Here is a 14,280-nt window from a genome sequence, read left to right as displayed (position 1 = left end):
GGGCTAGTCGGCCTTCTTGACCGCGTGGCCGCCGAACTGGTTGCGAAGGGCCGCGACGGCCTTCATCGTCGGCGAGCCGTCGCCCTGGCGCGAGACGAACCGCGCGAAGATCGACGCGCTGATCGCGGGCATCGGCACGGCGTTGTCGATGGCCTCCTCGAGGGTCCAGCGACCCTCGCCGGAGTCCTCGACGTAGCCCGAGATGTCTTCGAACGACGGGTCCTGTTCGAGGCCGAGCACGAGCAGCTCGAGCAGCCAGGAGCGGACGACCGTGCCTCGCTGCCAGGCCTTGAACGTGCCGGTGACGTCTTTGATCAGGTCTTTCTTGGTCTCGAGGAGCTCGAAGCCCTCGCCGTACGCCTGCATGATGGCGTACTCGATGCCGTTGTGGACCATCTTCGCGTAGTGGCCGGCGCCGATCGGGCCGACGTGCACGAAGCCCTCTTCGCGGGGGCCCTCGGGGCGCAGCGCGTCGAAGATCGGGAGCGCCGCGGCGATGTCGTCGTCGGAGCCGCCGACCATGAGGCCGTAGCCGTTCTCGAGGCCCCACACGCCGCCGGAGACACCGGCGTCGACGTATTTGATGCCCTTGGGCGTGAGCAGCTTCTCGTTCTCGAAGTCGCTGGTGAACTTCGAGTTGCCGCCGTCGATGACCATGTCGCCCTCGGAGAGGACCTCGGAGAGCTCGTTGATGACGCCGGCGGTGATGGCGCCGGACGGCACCATGACCCACACGATGCGCGGGGCCGGCAGGGCCTCCGCCAGGTCTTTGAGGCTCGCGACGTCGGAGACGGCCGGATTGTTGTCGTAGCCGGTCACCTCGATGTCGTGCGCACGGAGGCGAGCACGCATGTTGTTGCCCATTTTGCCAAGACCGATGAGGCCGATGTGCATGGAGATTCCTTTGTTCTTTTGAGCGCGCGTCTCTAGCGGGCGACGCGTTCGGTGGAGTGCGCGATCAGCGCAACAGGAGGTTGGGCTGGAGGAGGTACTTGTAGCTGTCCGCTCCCGGCTGGTCTTTCGACGACTGGCTCGTGATGAGCACGGGCCCCGGCTTGTTGGGATTCTCGGTCTTGGTGAACGAGATGCGGACGAACTCCGAGTGAACGGCTCCCAGTCCGTCCAGGAGGAACTGCGGCTTCAGCGAAACCACGGTGTCGTCTCCGGTCAGGAGCGCGTCGATCGACTCTGACGCCTGCGCTTGCTCGCTTCCGATGGCCTCGAGGGTGAGGCCGTCGATCGTGAACGTGAATCTCAGAGCTGCTTCGCGCTCCAGGACGAGCGATACGCGCCGGGTCGCCTCGACGAGCTCCGCGGTGTTCATCACAGCGTAGTTCTCGACCGTCTCGGGGAACAGGCGCTTGACGGGAGGGAAATTCCCCTTGATGAGCAGGGAGGTGACGACCTTGTCGTCTGCCTGGAACGAGATGAGCTCGCGGTCTTCGGTGCCGGTGATCGACACGGACAGCGTGGTGGCGCTGCCGAAGGTCTTGCCGACCTCCTGCAGGGTGCGGGCCGGCACCAGCGCCGTGAGGCTCGGCTTGTCGGGGGTCGCACCGGTGCCCGCGCTGCCGGAGTCCCAGTCGATGCCGCGGACGGCGACCCGGTACCGGTCGGTGGCGACCAGCGACAGGGCGTTCTCGGTCACCTCGAGCTGCACCCCGGTGATCACCGGGGTGACGTCGTCGCGGGACGCGGCGACGGCGACCTGCGAGACGGCGAGCGAGAACTTGTCGCCCGGGACGACGCCCGACTGCGGGCCGGGGGTCGGCAGCGTCGGGTACTCCTCGACGGGCATGCTCAGGAGCGAGAAGTTCGCCGAACCGCACGAGACGCTGATGCGGGTCTCCTCGGTGGTGAACACGACCGGGGCGCTGGGGAGGCGGTTGGCGATGTCGGCGAGCAGACGGCCGGAGACCAGGATCGTGCCCTCCTCGTCGACCTCGGCCGCGATGCTGGTCTGCGACGAGACCTCGTAGTCGAACGACGACAGCGTGAGCCCGCCCTCGTGCGCCTCGATGAGGACACCGCTCAGGATCGGCAGGGTCGTCCGCTGAGGGAGCAGCTTGACGGCGAACGAGACGGCGTCGCTGAAGACGTCGCGGTTGACCTGGAACTTCACGCTGTGACCCCTATCGGTGCAGCCCCTGTCAGGACCGCCATCGAGTGCTCGAGCCGGGCATGGATCGTGCCTGGCCGGTTAATACTGGCACAGCAATTCTCCAGGTGGTCTCGGGGCTCTGCCGGGGGCTCGGCCATCCACAAGGTTGTCTCCCTGATCAATTCTTCTTTAGAAGGAGTAACAGTCTTAACCGTTGTGCACAGTGTGGATAACTTGTTAATAACCGCGCAGGCAGTGGGAACTACAGCCGTGTGAGTTGTTGATGGATTGTGAGTCGAATCGGGTGGACCTGTGAGCCGACCCGACCCTCCACCTCGTGTCATTCACAGGCCTTGCTCCGGAGTGAACAATTCACCCCCCGGTTATCCACGACTTTCCACAAGTTATCCACACTGGGGGAAACGGTCCGCTTTAAGACCCGCGGGACCGTCCCCAGGGGGACGCGGGAGGGGACGCCGAGGCGCCCTGCGAGCAGGGGATCGCGGGTCGTGCCGAGAGCGGGAGGCGGGATCCTGCGGCCTCGATCGAGGTCTTCGGACGCCGGGGCGGACCGGTCGTCGCACTCCGCGGGGTCGAGTCTGTGGGGCGACCTACTTGTAGCGGTGGTCCTGCTTGATCCGGCTGGTGAGCTCGGTGACCTGGTTGTAGATCGACCGGCGCTCCTTCATCAGCTCGGAGATCTTCTTGTTCGCGTACATGACCGTGGTGTGGTCGCGGTTGCCGAACAGCTGGCCGATCTTGGGCAGGGAGAGGTTCGTGAGCTCGCGGCACAGGTACATCGCGATCTGGCGGGCCGTGGCGATCGCCTGCGAGCGGGACGACCCGTAGAGGTCGTCGACTGACAGCTTGAAGTAGTCGGCCGTGTGGTTGATGATGTCGACCGGCGCGATCACGTTGTCGTCGTCGAGCGTGATCAGGTCTTTCAGGACCGTCTGCACCAGGGCCATGTCGACGGCGGTGCGGTTCAGGCTGGCGAACGCCGTGACTCTGATCAGCGTGCCCTCGAGCTCGCGGATGTTGCTCGACACCTTCGTCGCCATGTACTCGAGGATCTCGTCGCGCACCAGCAGCTTCTCGCTCTGGGCCTTCTTGCGCAGGATCGCGATCCTGGTCTCGAGGTCGGGCGCCTGCACGTCGGTGATCAGGCCCCACTCGAAGCGCGACCGCATCCGGTCTTCGAAGCCGGTGAGGTGCTTCGGCGGGAGGTCGCTGGTGATGACCAGCTGCTTGTCGTGGTCGTGCAGGGTGTTGAAGGTGTGGAAGAACGCCTCCTGGGTGCTGTCTTTCCCCTGCAGGAACTGGATGTCGTCGATGAGCAGGATGTCGATCTCTCGGTACCGCTGCTGGAACTGGCTCGACCGGTTGTTGGCGATCGAGTTGATGAAGTCGTTGGTGAACTCCTCGCTCGAGACGTAGCGGACGCGGATGCCCGGGTACATGCTCTCGGCGTAGTGGCCGATGGCGTGGAGGAGGTGGGTCTTGCCGAGGCCGGACTCGCCGTAGATGAAGAGGGGGTTGTAGGCCTTGGCGGGAGCCTCGCTCACAGCCACCGCGGCTGCGTGCGCGAAGCGGTTGGACGCGCCGATGACGAAGTTGTCGAAGCTGTACTTCGGGTTGAGCCGGGAGTCGTTGCGCTTGCCGCCGGTGGTGACCTCGACCGGCGCCGGCACGAAGGGGGCCTCGACGTACTGGTTCTGCTCCGCCTGCTCCTGAGGCTGGCTCAGGGTGTCGGGCGTGATGTCGGGATTGACCGTGATCGCGAAGCTCGACACCGAGCTGTCGCCGAGGGCGCCGATGGCGTCGAGGAGGGGCTCGCGGATGCGCTGCTCGAGCATTCCGCGGGTGAGCTCGTTGGGGACCTCGAGGTAGAGGGTGTCGCCGAGGACGCCCTTCGGCTCGACCAGGCTGACGAAGCCGTGCAGCTGAGGCGTGATCCTGTCGTCTGTCGTGAGTCGGGCGAGGACGGAGCGCCACAGGCCCTGGACCGGGTCGGTCGTAGTCGTCACTGTGTTCTCGATTCCTCAGACATCAGGTCGGCCCGGTCGAGATGGTCTCTCGTCTCGACGGTGGTGCCGGTTGCTCATTCACGTTGCTCGCGGACGGTGACCCGTCGCTCACGGGCAACTCGTTCAACAGAGTTCTGCACAGGGTTATCCACCGGCTGTGCAACTCGTGCGGTGCGGGCGGAGTACGGGTCTCTCCGCTGATCCCGTGGTGATCGTGCTCGGGACTCCCCCACCTTAGTTCGACACGGCGGTGGAGACGCAACCGGAGTTTTCCCCAGTGTGGATAATGTCGGTGAAGCTCCTCGTTTGACCGCCGGGCCGCCGTCGCGTAGTTTTAACCAGTTGATTTCAGCCGTCGAACGGCTGACCAGACTTTTCGGACTGCGGCACCTGGCTCGGTCCCTTTCCCTACGGAGACGAAACGATGAGCAAGCGCACTTTCCAGCCGAACAACCGTCGCCGCGCCAAGAAGCACGGCTTCCGTGCTCGCATGCGCACCCGCGCCGGCCGCGCCATCCTCGCCGCCCGCCGCGGCAAGGGCCGCACCGAGCTCTCCGCGTAGGCACGGTCCGCAAGGGTCGCGACTCTCGTGTTGGCTCGCGCCAACCGGATCGTCCGAGCTGACGACTACCGCAACACGGTGCGCCGTGGCCGCAAGTCGGCCACGGCGCACTGTGTCGTCTACATCCGGAGCGGATCGGCGCCGGCCGGACACGTCCGCTTCGGGTTCATCGTCTCCAAGGCCGTCGGCAACGCGGTTGCCCGCAACACGGTGCGCCGTCGACTTAAGGCGATCGCCCACGAGCGGCTCTCTGTTCTCCCTGGGGGAACAGACGTCGTCATCCGGGCGCTGCCAGGCACTATCGGAGTTCCGTGGTCTACCCTGCTCGATGAGATCACGGAAGTCATCGACAAGGGTTTGAGAGCGTGAGCATCGTCCGATTCCTGGCAATCCTCCCGCGCAACGTCTGCGTGGCGATCCTGCGTGCGTACCGGGCGACGATCTCTCCGCTGTACGGCGACGTCTGTCGCTACTACCCGTCGTGCTCGCAGTACGCGCTCACGGCGATCCAGAAGCACGGTGCCGTCCGAGGCATCGCGCTCGGCAGCTGGCGGCTCGTCCGCTGCCACCCCTGGGCGGCGGGCGGCATCGACGACGTCCCCGAGCCTCACCACCACCGTCACACCCTGACCACCGGGGGTTTCGTGACAGCACGACTTGAACGCAGTCACGGGGTCGCCCCCGTGGAAGCCACGAAAGGGCTGACCCAGAATGCTTGACTTCCTAGGCACGATCCTGTGGCCGATCCGCTGGGTCGTCGAGGCCATCCTCGTCGGCTGGCACTACGTGCTGACCGCGTTCGGCCTCCCGACCGACGCCGGCGTGACCTGGGTGCTCTCGATCGTCCTGCTCACGATCATCGTCCGCGTCTGCCTCATCCCGATCTTCGTCCGCCAGATCAAGAACCAGCGGCGGATGATGGAGGTCGCCCCGCAGCTGAAGAAGATCCAGGACAAGTACAAGGGCAAGAAAGACCAGTTCTCCCGCGAGGCGATGTCGCGCGAGACGATGGCGCTCTACAAGGAGACGGGTACCAACCCGCTCTCGTCGTGCCTCCCGCTGCTGATCCAGATGCCGGTGTTCTTCAGCCTGTACACGGTGCTCCACAACGCGCAGACCGGCAAGATCGGCATCGGCCTCCTCAACAACGGCCTCTCGAACTCGTTCGCCAAGGCCGAGCTCTTCGGTGCGCCGCTCCACGAGACGTTCACGTCGTCCGACGTCATCACGGTCAAGGTCATCGCGGGCATCATGATCGTCGTCATGACGGCGTCGCAGTTCTACACGCAGCTGCAGCTGACCTCGAAGAACATGTCGCCTGAGACCAAGGCCAGCCCGATGTACAAGCAGCAGAAGATGCTCCTGTACGTCCTCCCCCTCGTCTTCCTGTTCTCCGGTCTGTCGTTCCCGCTCGGCGTCATGTTCTACTGGCTGACCTCGAACATCTGGACCATGGGCCAGCAGTACGTCGTGATCCGCAACAGCCCGACTCCCGGCAGCGACGCCGCCCTCGCTCGCGAGGCCCGCCTGGCCAAGCGCCAGCAGGAGAAGGAGTCCCGCAAGGGCAGCGTGAAGGGCAACCCCCTGACCGCTCTGAATGAGATCACCGTGACCGAGATCGAGACTCCCAAGCGAGTCACCACCCAGCGCGTCCAGCCGGTCGGCAAGAACCGCGCCAAGAAGCAGAACGGCCAGGCCCGATGACCTCCGCTGAAACCCCCTTCGGCTCCTCCCTCGACGAGCAGCAGCCCTTGGTCGACGACGCGGATCGCGCGGACGTCCTCGAGGTCGCAGACGACGAGGGGGCGGCTGACGCGTCTGCGGCGTCGGGCTCTGCTGGCGCTGCTGACTCTGCCGGCGCTGCTGATACGGACGAGTCGGGCTCTGCCGAGTCGGGCTCTGCCCAGTCGGATCTCGACGAGGGCGACATCGCGGCCGACTACATCGAGGAGCTCCTCGACATCCTGGATCTCGACGGCGATATCGACATCGAGACCCGCGGCGGCCGCTCCTACATCTCCGTCGACTCGTCCGGCGAGAACGACCTGCACCTCCTCTCCAAGCCCGAGACCGTGACGGCCCTCCAGGAGCTCACGCGCATCGCCGTCCAGACGCAGACCGGCGAGTTCTCCCGCCTGATCCTCGATGTCGGCGGATCGCGTGCCACTCGCGAGCAGGAGCTCACCACCCTTGTTGATCGCGCGATCAGCAAGATTGAAGAGGGAGCCACCGCAGCGTCCCTGCCGCCCATGTCCTCCTACGAGCGCAAGCTCGTCCACGACATCGTCGCGGAGCGGGGATTCGTCTCGGAGTCCGAGGGTGAAGGGCGTGATCGCCACACCGTCGTGAGTCGTGGCTGATCCTGCTCTGGTGCCTGCGCCTTCTGTGATCTACCCGATGTCTGCTCTGCTTGAACCGCCCGCGACGTTTCACGTGAAACGATGACGGCTCCGCTCACCGATATCGAGGTCGAACCGGCGGCTGCAGCAGAACTCTTCGGCGACAGGATCGGCATCGTCCGCCGTTTCACAGCGGACCTCGCGCAGTACGGCGAGGAGCTCGGGCTCATCGGTCCCCTCGAGCTGCCCCGGCTCTGGACGCGCCACGTGATCAACAGTGGGCTTCTCGCTCCGCTGCTGGTCGCCGGCCGTGTCGGCGACATCGGCTCGGGTGCCGGCCTGCCCGGGCTCGTGCTCGCGGCGGCCCGGCCGGATGCCACGCTCATCCTCATCGAGCCCATGGAACGACGGACGGACTGGCTCCGAGCCGAGGCCGATCGGCTCGGTCTCACCAACGTCGAGGTCGTCCGCGCTCGCGCGGAAGAAGCGGAAATCTCCCCCTGGCTCGACCAGGCGACGGCCCGTGCTGTCAGCGCGCTCTCCAAGCTGATCCCACTGACCGTGCCTCTCGTCAAGACGGGTGGGCAACTGCTGTTCCTCAAGGGCGCTCGGGTCGCCGATGAGGTCACGGCTGCGCGCAAGGTCATCAGTCGTCACCACCTCGTCGACGTCGAGGTCCTCGAGCTCGGCACCGGCCTCGTCGACGAAACCACCCGGGTCTTTCGAGCTACAGTTGACTGACTCGCGGCGGGTGGCCGCAGGTGTAGACGCGTTCTGACGCGTCCTCCTCCACTTGGCCGTTTCACGTGAAACACTGCGATTCGGAGAGCTATCCGGTGAGTACCGCTTCTGACTCCCCTCGTTCGTCGGCTGGCCGGGCGGCCGATGCGCGTTCAACTGCTGCCGCTGCCGCCTCTCCGGTCGCCGCTGATGCGACAACTCCCCTGGCTCGCGAGCTCGCCGATCTCACTCGGCGTCGCGAGGCTCTGCGGATCGACACGCTTCCCAAGCCCGCGAAGACGCGAGTCATCACCGTCTCCAATCAGAAGGGCGGCGTCGGCAAGACGACGTCCACCGTTAACCTCGCTGCAGGGCTCGCCCGCAACGGCGCGCGAGTCCTGGTCATCGATCTCGACCCCCAGGGGAACGCCTCCACGGCCCTCGGCGTTGAGCACCGCGCTGAGACCGCGAGCGTCTACGACGTCGTCGTAGGCGAGTCGGCCATCGCGGACGTCCTCCAGAAGAGCCCCGAGTTCGACCAGTTGTTCTGCGTCCCGTCCACGATCCACCTGGCGGGTGCGGAGATCGAGCTGGTGAGCCTCGTCGCTCGTGAACAGCGGCTGCGCACGGCCCTGGAGACGTTCCTGCAGGTGACGGAGGCTGAGGACCGACGGTTCGACTACGTCTTCATCGACTGCCCTCCGTCCCTCGGTCTCCTGACGATCAACGCGTTCGTCGCCGCGCAGGAGGTCCTGATCCCCATCCAGTGCGAGTACTACGCCCTGGAGGGTCTGAGCCAGCTCCTGCGGAACATCCAGCTGATCGAGAAGCACCTCAACCCTGTCCTCACGGTCTCAACCATCCTGCTCACCATGTACGACGGGCGCACCAATCTCTCGCAGCAGGTCGCTGCCGACGTCCGGGAGCACTTCCCCAAGGAGGTGCTGACCACGATGATCCCGCGTTCCGTGCGGATCAGTGAGGCGCCCGGGTACGGACAGACCGTCATCAGCTACGACACCAACTCCCCCGGCTCCGTCTCGTACCTGGAGGCAGCCGCCGAACTCGCACACCGAGGAGCACCCAACTAGTGGCCACGAAGAGAACCGGACTCGGCCGAGGCATCGGCGCCCTCATCCCCGTGGCGGACGAGACGCAGGATCGCCCCGTCGACGTCTTCTTCCCCACCCGCGAGCAGACGGCGGAGGAGCTCGTCGCCGTGCCCGGCGCCCGTCTGGCCAGCCTGAACCCGCTCGACATCGTGCCGAACGCGCACCAGCCCCGCACGGAGTTCCGTGAGGAGGAGCTCCGGGAGCTCGTCGCCTCGATCCGCGAGGTCGGCCTCCTGCAGCCGATCGTGGTCCGGCCTCTCAAGAACGCCGAGCCGGGCGGCGCCCAGTACGAGCTCGTGATGGGCGAGCGCCGGCTTCGTGCGACCAAGGAGCTCGGCCTCGCGACGATTCCTGCCCTGGTCAAGGACACCGCCGACGAGTCGATGCTGCGGGATGCTCTGCTCGAGAACCTCCACCGCGCGCAGCTGAACCCGCTCGAGGAGGCGTCCGCGTACCAGCAGCTCCTGGCGGACTTCGGGATCACGCAGGAGGAGCTCGCCGAGAAGATCGGCCGAAGTCGACCGCAGATCACGAACACCATCCGCCTGCTGCGACTCCCCTCCCCTGTGCAGCGACGTGTCGCGTCCGGTGTCCTGTCGGCCGGTCACGCTCGCGCGATCCTCTCGGTAGGCGATGCTGCGGGCATGGAGCGTCTCGCCGACAAGATCGTCAATGAAGACCTCTCCGTTCGGGCTGCCGAGGCCGCCGCCGCCGGCGTCACCATCAAGCCCAAGCGTCCGCGTTCCACCTCGGAGTCGACCCAGGGGCACCTCGACGAGGTCGCCGAACGTCTCGGTGATCGTCTCGACACGCGCGTGAAGGTGTCGCTCGGTGCGCGAAAGGGGTCGATCACGATCGACTTCGCTTCAATCGGCGACTTGAACCGCATCCTGTCCGAGATGGGGCAGGATCTCTTCGGCGTCGCTTGATCGGGCTCGTCGCGCCGCGTCCTGACCAGCCCTTTTTCGCAGTGCGTAGCTGTGCGGCGATCTGAGCGCTCCCCTGGCCCTTGTCCCATGCTCTAAACCCTCCCGATCGGCTCCTGCGGTGGTCCGCGGACCACCGCGGGAGCCGATCGCGAGGGTTTGGCTTCGGGGGCGCCGGTTCCGACACCGCGGCGGCTCCTCTGCCATGTCGCAGCCTTGGGTGCCAACGTCTGTGGCATCCCGTCGTGTCGTGAGCAGCGCCAGCAGTAAACCCTCGCGATCGGCTCCGGCGGTGGTCCTAGGACCACCGCGACAGCCGTTTGCGAGGGTTTCGCTCCCGCGTTCCGTTCCGCTCCGGCCCGTGACTTCTACCCGACGGTGCACGGAAGGGAGCGGAGAGAAAGGTTGAACCCTCGCAATCGGCGGGGGCGGTGGTCGGCGGACCACCGCGGCGGCCGATCGCGAGGGTTTAGCTTGGGCGAAGGGAGAAGCTGATTACGAACTACGAACCGAACGGACCATGTTTCACGTGAAACAACGACCCGACAGGACCGTCAGGCCTGGTGATCGTCGACAGCCTTCTGCGCCAGGGCCGCATAGAGCCAGCCCAGGTCGTACCCCGCAGCCTCGAGGGCGAGGGGCACGAGCGAGGTCTCCGTCAGACCCGGGAGCACGTTGACCTCCAGGAACCAAGCCGTACCGGCGGCATCGACGATGAGGTCGACGCGCGAGAGGTGTCGGAGCCCGAGAGCGCGGTGAGCGGTGACCGCCGCCTCGGCCGCGGCTGCCGCCACCGACTCGGAAAGGCGCGCAGGCGTGAAGAAGCGGGTCTCCCCCGCGTTATACCGCGCCTCGAAGCCGTAGAACCCCGAGCGGGGAACGATCTCGACGGCGGGCAGCGCGATGGGGCCGTCGCCGGTGTCGATGACACCGACGGCCACTTCCGTTCCGACGATCTTCTGCTCGACCAGGACGTCGTCGCAGTACGTGTACGCGTCGACCATGGCGCGGGGCAGTCCGGCGACATTGTCGACGACGGTGACGCCCTGGGCCGAGCCACCCCGGGCCGGCTTCACGACGAGCGGGACGGGGTGCTCCTCTGCGATGGCACGGAGGACGCTGACAGCACCGAGCTCGCGGAACGCGTCGTGCGAGAGGGCGACGCTTCGGGGCGTGCGCACTCCCGCTCGGGCGACCAGTGCCTTGGCGGTCGGCTTGTCCCACGCGAGACGCGCGGAGGTCGAGTGCGATCCGACGAACGGGATGTCCAGCGCCTCGAGCACGCCTCGGAGTGCTCCGTCCTCGCCGCTCGCGCCGTGCAGTGCGGGCCAGACGACATCGGGTCTCGACTCGACGAGGTGGGCGAGGAGTGCCGCATCAGGATCGCGCAGCTCGACCTCCATCCCGTACGAGGTCAGGCTGTCGGCCACGCGCCGGCCCGATCGGAGCGACACATCCCGCTCGTGACTGATGCCTCCGGCGAGGACGGTGACGGTTCTGACGCGGGCGGAGCTGTCGACGGAGGTCATGGGGTGCTGCTCTCTCAGGAGATCGACGCTCAGCGTCGAGGCGAACGTAAAACGCTGATCAGAGGATGTTCGTCGGCGGCGCGGACACGCTCGGACGCGACTCGGCCGGCGCAGTGAGCGTCGCACCGGAGAAGGTGTGCAGCAGATCGAGCTCGCCGTTGATGACGGTGGCGAGTCGGGCGATGCCCGTGCGGATCGCGTCCGGGGTGGGGTAGCAGAACGAGAGCCGGATGTTCTGGCGCCCTTGTCCGTCGGCGTAGAACGCGGTGCCCGGCGTGTACGCCACGAGTTCCTTGACCGCCCGGGGCAGCATCGCCTTCGAGTCGAGCTCCGCGGGCAGGGTCACCCAGACGAAGAAGCCTCCGTCGGGCTTCGTCCAACTCAGCTTCGGCAGGTACTCCCCCAGTGCAGCGAGCATCGCGTCGCGGCGCTCGGCGTAGAGGCCGCGGAAGGTGTCGATCTGGCCTTTCCAGTCGGTCTGGTCGAGATACTCCGTGATGACGAACTGCCCGAAGGAGTTCGGAGACAGAGTCGCCGACTCATTGGCCAGGATGAGCTTCTCGCGGATGGCGTGCGGCGCGAGAGCCCAGCCGACCCGGAACCCGGGAGCGAGGGTCTTCGAGAACGAGCCGAGGTAGATGACGCCCTCGTCGTCCACCGACCGCATGGCCTGCGGGGCGGGCTGGTCGAACGACAGCAGGCCGTACGGGTTGTCTTCGAGCACCAGGATGCCGTGCGAGCGGCAGATGTCGAGGATCTCGAGGCGACGTGCCCAGGTGAGCGTGACACCGGCGGGGTTGTGGAAGTTCGGGATCGTGTAGAGGAACTTGATCGGTCGGCCGGCCGCCTCGAGCGCGACGATCGTCTCGCGCAGTGACTCGGGGATGAGCCCGTCGTCGTCCATTGCGACGTGCACGACATCGGCTTGGTAGGCCCGGAACACGCCGAGCGCTCCGACATAGCTGGGCGACTCGGCCAGGACGACATCGCCGGGATTGATGAACAGCCGCGTGACCAGGTCGAGCGCCTGCTGCGATCCTGTGGTCACGACGACGTTGTCGGCGCTCCCCCGGATGCCCTCCATGGCCATGATCTCCATGATGTGCTCACGGATGGCCGGTGTGCCCTGACCCGAGCCGTACTGCAGCGCCATGGCACCGTTGTCGTGCATGACCTTCTCGATCGAGCCCATGACCAGCTCGCGCGGCAGAGCCGACACGTAGGGCATACCGCCGGCCAGAGACACGACCTCGGGGCGCGAGGCGACGGCGAACAGGGCTCGCACCTCGGAGGCGCTGAGGCCTGCCGTGCGGTCTGCGTAGCTGTCGTACCACGGATCGAGATTGGTGCCCTGGTCGGTCATGTGAAGCCCTGTTCTGTAGGGGTCGTTCGTTCGAGGATATGGGATCGTGCCGATTAACAGAGAAAGCCCGCCCAGCGTGGATGCTGGGCGGGCTCTCGAGGCGGGGTGATTACGCCAGGAAGTCCGCCAGGTCGGCCTCGAGGGCCGGCTTGGGCTTGGCGCCGATGACGGTCTTGACGACCTCGCCACCGCGGTAGACCTTCATCGCGGGGATGGAGGTGATCTGGTACTTCATCGCGGTCTGCGGGTTGTCGTCGACGTTGAGCTTGACGATCTTGATCTTGTCGCTGTGCTCGGCGGCGATCTGGTCGAGGATCGGCGAGACCGCGCGACACGGGCCGCACCACTCGGCCCAGAAGTCGACCAGGATCGTCTCGTCGGAGTTGAGGACGTCGGCCTCGAAGGTGGCGTCGGTGACTGCTGTTGCGGTGCTCATGAGGAATCCCTTTCGAAGATGGTGAAGAAAGAAGCGGTGGAGAAGATCAGGCGGACACGGTGACGGGCTCGGCCGGCTTGGTGCCGGGAGCCTGGTCGAGCAGTTCGCGGTCGAGCCCGGCCAGGTAGTGCTCGGCGTCGAGGGCCGCGACGGTGCCGGAGCCGGCGGCCGTGATCGCCTGACGGTAGGTGACGTCGATGACGTCGCCCGCCGCGAAGACGCCCTTGAGGTTCGTCTTGGACGACCGGCCCTCGACGGCGACGGTGCCGTCGCTGGTGAGGTTCAGCTGACCGTGAACGAGGTGCACGCGCGGGTCGTTGCCGATGGCGATGAAGAGGCCCTCGAGGTCGAGGTGCGAGGTGCTGCCGTCGACGGTGTCGGTCAGCGTGACGCCGGCCGCCTTCTCGTCGCCGGTGATCTCGGTGACCTCCTTGTTCCAGAGGAACTCGATCTTCTCGTTGTCGAACGCGCGATCCTGCATGATCTTCGACGCGCGGAGCGTGTCTTTGCGGTGGATGACGTAGACCTTGCTGGCGAAGCGGGTGAGGAAGGTGGCCTCTTCCATCGCGGAGTCGCCGCCGCCGACGACCGCGATCTCCTTCTGCTTGAAGAAGAAGCCGTCGCACGTGGCACACCAGCTGACGCCGCGGCCGGAGAGACGCTCTTCGCCCTCGATACCGAGCTTGCGGTAGGCGGACCCGGTCGCGAAGATCACGGTCAGCGCCTCTTCGACGGCGCCGGAACCGAGGGTGACCTTCTTGATGTCGCCCTCGAGATCGACGCTCACGACGTCGTCGAGCAGGACCTCGGCGCCGAAGCGCTCGGCCTGCTCCTGCATCTTGAACATGAGGTCGGGGCCCTGGAGACCCTCGGGGAAGCCCGGGAAGTTCTCGATCTCGGTGGTCTTCATGAGCTCACCGCCCGCCTCGACGGAACTGGCGACGACGAGCGGCTCGAGACCGGCACGCCCCGCGTAGATCGCAGCGGTGTAACCGGCAGGGCCGGAACCGATGATGATGACCTGACGCATGTGGCACCTTTCGTTGGCACGCACCGGGATCCCCGGCGCTCGTGCGGTGAAACACATCCTAACTTCCGGTTATTCCTGCTGCCGGAGTTCCTCACAGGCGCGCATCAGGACCCCCGGGCGGCGGGTCGAAGCGGC

The 14,280-nt window shown here is 66.2% G+C and carries 15 protein-coding genes; 8 read left to right on the top strand and 7 right to left on the bottom strand.

All coding sequences use genetic code 11. The features are described from left to right. Positions 1-3 precede the first annotated feature (3 nt). From gnd to dnaA, 3 genes are all read right to left on the bottom strand, one after another. Positions 4-894, bottom strand: coding sequence for a phosphogluconate dehydrogenase (NAD(+)-dependent, decarboxylating) (gene gnd, locus ABD733_RS08330; RefSeq protein WP_344794943.1), 891 nt, complete (start codon positions 892-894; stop codon positions 4-6). 64 nt (positions 895-958) lie between these two features. Continuing rightward, positions 959-2,122, bottom strand: a complete 1,164-nt coding sequence (gene dnaN, locus ABD733_RS08325; protein WP_344794941.1) for a DNA polymerase III subunit beta — start codon at positions 2,120-2,122, stop codon at positions 959-961. A gap of 590 nt (positions 2,123-2,712) precedes the next feature. Next, positions 2,713-4,128: a chromosomal replication initiator protein DnaA gene (dnaA, locus tag ABD733_RS08320; protein ID WP_344794939.1), complete on the bottom strand. Its 1,416-nt coding sequence runs from the start codon at positions 4,126-4,128 to the stop codon at positions 2,713-2,715. Positions 4,129-4,552: 424 nt separating this feature from the next. On the opposite strand from dnaA, the gene rpmH reads away from it, so the two are divergent. The 8 genes from rpmH (at position 4,553) to ABD733_RS08280 (ending at position 9,790) form a co-directional block, all read left to right on the top strand. Then, positions 4,553-4,690 carry a 50S ribosomal protein L34 gene (gene rpmH / locus ABD733_RS08315; RefSeq protein ID WP_043595303.1) on the top strand — a complete coding sequence of 46 codons (138 nt, stop codon included), beginning with the start codon at positions 4,553-4,555 and terminating at the stop codon, positions 4,688-4,690. 27 nt (positions 4,691-4,717) lie between these two features. After that, positions 4,718-5,059 carry a ribonuclease P protein component gene (rnpA, locus tag ABD733_RS08310; protein WP_344794937.1) on the top strand — a complete coding sequence of 114 codons (342 nt, stop codon included), beginning with the start codon at positions 4,718-4,720 and terminating at the stop codon, positions 5,057-5,059. Further along, positions 5,056-5,409, top strand: a complete 354-nt coding sequence (gene yidD, locus ABD733_RS08305) for a membrane protein insertion efficiency factor YidD (protein ID WP_344794935.1) — start codon at positions 5,056-5,058, stop codon at positions 5,407-5,409. The genes rnpA and yidD overlap by 4 nt, the downstream gene beginning before the upstream one ends. Beyond that, positions 5,402-6,394 (top strand): membrane protein insertase YidC, encoded by a 993-nt coding sequence (gene yidC / locus ABD733_RS08300; RefSeq protein WP_344794933.1) that lies wholly within the window; start codon positions 5,402-5,404, stop codon positions 6,392-6,394. The genes yidD and yidC overlap by 8 nt, the downstream gene beginning before the upstream one ends. Continuing rightward, positions 6,391-7,050, top strand: coding sequence for a Jag family protein (locus tag ABD733_RS08295; protein WP_344794931.1), 660 nt, complete (start codon positions 6,391-6,393; stop codon positions 7,048-7,050). The genes yidC and ABD733_RS08295 overlap by 4 nt, the downstream gene beginning before the upstream one ends. Positions 7,051-7,131: 81 nt before the next feature. Continuing rightward, positions 7,132-7,770, top strand: a complete 639-nt coding sequence (rsmG, locus tag ABD733_RS08290) for a 16S rRNA (guanine(527)-N(7))-methyltransferase RsmG (RefSeq protein WP_344794929.1) — start codon at positions 7,132-7,134, stop codon at positions 7,768-7,770. 203 nt (positions 7,771-7,973) lie between these two features. After that, positions 7,974-8,840 carry a ParA family protein gene (locus ABD733_RS08285; protein ID WP_344796055.1) on the top strand — a complete coding sequence of 289 codons (867 nt, stop codon included), beginning with the start codon at positions 7,974-7,976 and terminating at the stop codon, positions 8,838-8,840. Beyond that, complete coding sequence (locus tag ABD733_RS08280) at positions 8,840-9,790, top strand: ParB/RepB/Spo0J family partition protein (protein ID WP_344794927.1); 951 nt, start codon at positions 8,840-8,842, stop codon at positions 9,788-9,790. Before ABD733_RS08285 ends, ABD733_RS08280 begins: the two co-directional genes overlap by 1 nt. A gap of 551 nt (positions 9,791-10,341) precedes the next feature. On the opposite strand, the gene ABD733_RS08275 is transcribed toward ABD733_RS08280, so the two are convergent. From ABD733_RS08275 to trxB, 4 genes are all read right to left on the bottom strand, one after another. After that, positions 10,342-11,316, bottom strand: a complete 975-nt coding sequence (locus ABD733_RS08275) for a D-alanine--D-alanine ligase family protein (RefSeq protein ID WP_344794925.1) — start codon at positions 11,314-11,316, stop codon at positions 10,342-10,344. Positions 11,317-11,374: 58 nt separating this feature from the next. After that, on the bottom strand, positions 11,375-12,679 hold the full coding sequence (locus ABD733_RS08270; RefSeq protein WP_344794924.1) for an aminotransferase-like domain-containing protein: 1,305 nt from the start codon (positions 12,677-12,679) through the stop codon (positions 11,375-11,377). 109 nt (positions 12,680-12,788) lie between these two features. Further along, on the bottom strand, positions 12,789-13,115 hold the full coding sequence (gene trxA, locus ABD733_RS08265) for a thioredoxin (RefSeq protein ID WP_344794922.1): 327 nt from the start codon (positions 13,113-13,115) through the stop codon (positions 12,789-12,791). Positions 13,116-13,161: 46 nt separating this feature from the next. After that, the gene (trxB, locus tag ABD733_RS08260) at positions 13,162-14,145 is read right to left on the bottom strand and encodes a thioredoxin-disulfide reductase (RefSeq protein WP_344794920.1); all 984 of its coding nucleotides are present in this window, start codon (positions 14,143-14,145) and stop codon (positions 13,162-13,164) included. Positions 14,146-14,280 lie beyond the last annotated feature (135 nt).

The organism is Frondihabitans peucedani, from assembly GCF_039537585.1.
Lineage (GTDB): Bacteria > Actinomycetota > Actinomycetes > Actinomycetales > Microbacteriaceae > Frondihabitans > Frondihabitans peucedani.
The sequence above is the reverse complement of the archived record's forward strand: the minus strand, read 5'-3'. Positions and strand labels throughout refer to the sequence as shown.

Coding starts and splice junctions, on each gene's coding strand:
- ABD733_RS08270 (WP_344794924.1), bottom strand. CDS start 12,679: ATGACCGACCAGGGCACCAATCTCGATCCGTGGTACGACAGCTACGCA.
- trxA (WP_344794922.1), bottom strand. CDS start 13,115: ATGAGCACCGCAACAGCAGTCACCGACGCCACCTTCGAGGCCGACGTC.
- rpmH (WP_043595303.1), top strand. CDS start 4,553: ATGAGCAAGCGCACTTTCCAGCCGAACAACCGTCGCCGCGCCAAGAAG.
- gnd (WP_344794943.1), bottom strand. CDS start 894: ATGCACATCGGCCTCATCGGTCTTGGCAAAATGGGCAACAACATGCGT.
- rsmG (WP_344794929.1), top strand. CDS start 7,132: ATGACGGCTCCGCTCACCGATATCGAGGTCGAACCGGCGGCTGCAGCA.
- trxB (WP_344794920.1), bottom strand. CDS start 14,145: ATGCGTCAGGTCATCATCATCGGTTCCGGCCCTGCCGGTTACACCGCT.
- ABD733_RS08275 (WP_344794925.1), bottom strand. CDS start 11,316: ATGACCTCCGTCGACAGCTCCGCCCGCGTCAGAACCGTCACCGTCCTC.
- yidC (WP_344794933.1), top strand. CDS start 5,402: ATGCTTGACTTCCTAGGCACGATCCTGTGGCCGATCCGCTGGGTCGTC.
- ABD733_RS08295 (WP_344794931.1), top strand. CDS start 6,391: ATGACCTCCGCTGAAACCCCCTTCGGCTCCTCCCTCGACGAGCAGCAG.